Source organism: Pseudomonas sp. FSL R10-2189 (assembly GCF_009600325.1).
GTDB lineage: Bacteria > Pseudomonadota > Gammaproteobacteria > Pseudomonadales > Pseudomonadaceae > Aquipseudomonas > Aquipseudomonas helleri.
This window is the reverse complement of the sequence record NZ_WIVZ01000075.1, coordinates 1-2,822: the sequence shown is the minus strand read 5'-3', so window position 1 is coordinate 2,822 and position 2,822 is coordinate 1. Positions and strand designations below refer to the sequence as shown.

The 2,822-nt window shown below is 60.8% G+C and carries 1 protein-coding gene and 1 pseudogene; both read left to right on the top strand.

Features of this window, described 5'->3' with window-relative positions; translation table 11 throughout:
* Positions 1-127: pseudogene (locus tag GHO32_RS27000) on the top strand (recombinase family protein); the annotation flags it as partial.
* Positions 111-2,822 (top strand): Tn3 family transposase (locus tag GHO32_RS25825; protein WP_153443081.1); only part of this gene is annotated, 2,712 nt, incomplete at its 3' end. The pseudogene GHO32_RS27000 and the gene GHO32_RS25825, both read left to right, overlap by 17 nt.

Below are 2,822 nucleotides of genomic sequence, written 5' to 3'. Positions count from 1 at the left end.
CGATGGCGGCATGTCTAAGGCGGCGGTGTGCCGCAACTTCAATGTCAAGCGCACTACGTTGATCGAAACATTGACGCGAGCAGGTTGGCGTGGTGCGGGAAGGACGGTCGATGAGCAACAAGAATAAGCTACTCACCGTCTTTTCTGACGCAGAGCAGGAAGCCTTGTACGGCCTACCGGACTTCGACGATGCTCAGCGGCTGGAATACCTGGCGTTGACCGAATCTGAACTGGCGTTCGCCAGCAGCCGGCCTAGCCTGCAGGCCCAAGTCTATTGCGTCTTGCAGATCGGCTACTTCAAGGCCAAGCATGCTTTCTTCCGCTTCGATTGGCATGAGGTCGAGGACGATTGCGCCTTCGTGCTGAGTCGCTATTTCCACGGCGAAGCGTTCGAACGCAAGGCGATCACCAAGCATGAGCACTACAGCCAGAGGGGTCAGATCGCCGAACTGTTCGGCTACCGGTCGTGGGCGGCTAGCTTCCTGCCGCAACTGGCACAGCAGGCTGAACAGATCGTGCGGCGCGACGTAATGCCAGGATTCGTGGCCGCCGAACTGATCGTTTGGCTCAGCGAGCACAAAATCATCCGGCCCGGCCACACCACCTTACAAGAGCTGGTCAGTGAAGCCCTGTCCACCGAACGCAGGCGCTTGGGCGGCTTGCTGGCAGAAGTGTTGGACGAATCGGCCAAAGCTGCGCTGGGCCAGCTCCTGGTGCGTGACGACACCCTGTCTCAACTGGCAGCGCTCAAGCAGGACGCTAAAGATTTCGGCTGGCGTCAGATGGCAGGGGAGCGCGAGAAGCGCGCCACGCTGAAGTCCTTGCACGGGATCGCCAAGGCGCTGCTGCCCAAGCTCGGCATCTCGCAGCAGAACCTGCTGTACTACGCGAGCCTGGCGAACTTCTATACCGTCCATGACCTGCGCCACCTGAAGGCGGAGCAGACCCGGCTCTACCTGCTGTGCTATGCCTGGGTACGTTACCGGCAGCTCACCGACAACCTGGTCGACGCGATGGCCTTCCACATGAAAAAACTTGAGGACGAGAGCCGCACGGGTGCGAAACAGTCCTTTGTCGCCGAACAGCTGCGACGCCATCAGGAAACGCCGCAGGTTGGCCGCCTGCTGTCGCTGTACGTGGACGACAGCGTGGCCGATCCGACGCCGTTCGGCGAGGTGCGCCAACGCGCCTACAAAATCATGTCCAGGGAATTGCTGCAAAACACGGCGCAGCGCATGAGCGTCAAGCCACTGAACAAACTGGCGCTGCACTGGCAGGCGGTGGACGGCCTGGCCGAACGCATTCGACGCCATCTACGGCCGCTGTACGTCGCGCTCGACTTCGCCGGCACGGCCCCCGATAACCCATGGCTCGCGGCGCTGACTTGGGCCAAGAGCGTGTTCGCCAAGCAGCAGCGCCTATCACAACGGCCACTCGACGAATGTCCGGCGGCAACGCTGCCGAAACGCTTGCGTCCGTACCTGCTGATGTTCGATGCCGAAGGCACGCCGACAGGCCTGCATGCCGATCGTTACGAATTCTGGCTTTACCGTCAGGTCAGGAAACGCTTCCAGGCGGGCGAGCTCTACATTGACGACAGCTTGCAGCACCGGCATTTGTCCGACGAGTTGGTTTCGATGGACGAGAAAGCCGCCGTGCTCGCGCAGATGGACATCCCCTTCCTGCGGCAGCCGGTCAGTGCCCAGCTCGATGCACTGGCGGCCGAGTTGCGTGCGCAATGGGTGGCGTTCAATCGCGAGCTGAAACAGGGCAAGCTGACGCACCTGGAATACGACAAGGACACGCAGAGACTGACCTGGCGCAAGCCCAAGGGGGAGAACCAGAAGGCGCGCGAGCAAGCTCTCTACGAGCAACTGCCATACTGCGATGTCGCCGACGTGTTTCGCTTCGTCAACGGCCAGTGCCAGTTCCTGTCGGCGCTGACACCATTGCAGCCACGCTATGCGAAGAAGGTAGCCGACGCCGACAGTCTGATGGCGGTGATCATTGCCCAAGCCATGAACCACGGCAACCAGGTTATGGCACGTACCAGCGACATCCCGTACCACGTCCTGGAGAGTACCTACCAGCAGTACCTGCGCCAGGCGACGCTACATGTGGCCAACGATTGCATCAGCAACGCCATCGCCGCACTGCCGATCTTCCCGCATTACTCGTTCGACCTCGATTCGTTGTACGGTGCCGTTGATGGGCAGAAATTCGGCGTCGAGCGACCAACTGTGAAGGCGCGCTACTCGCGCAAATATTTCGGCCGCGGCAAGGGCGTCGTCGCCTACACGCTGCTGTGCAATCACGTGCCGTTGAACGGCTACCTGATAGGCGCACACGAGTACGAGGCTCACCACGTGTTCGACATCTGGTACCGCAACACGTCGGACATCGTGCCGAGCGCGATCACCGGCGACATGCACAGCATCAACAAGGCCAACTTCGCCATCCTGCACTGGTTCGGACTTCGTTTCGAGCCGCGCTTCACCGACCTCGACGACCAGTTGCAGGAGCTGTATTGCGCCGATGATCTGGCATTGTACGAGAAATGCCTGATCCGGCCGGCTGGCCAGATCGACCGGCAACTCATCGTCGGTGAGAAGGCGAACATCGACCGAATCGTCGCCACACTGGGCCTGAAGGAAATGACGCAGGGCACGCTGATCCGCAAGCTGTGCACCTATACGGCGCCGAACCCGACGCGGCGCGCAATCTTCGAGTTCGACAAGCTCATCCGCAGTATCTACACACTGCGCTACCTGCGCGACCCGCAACTGGAGCGTAATGTTCACCGCTCGCAGAACCGCATTGAG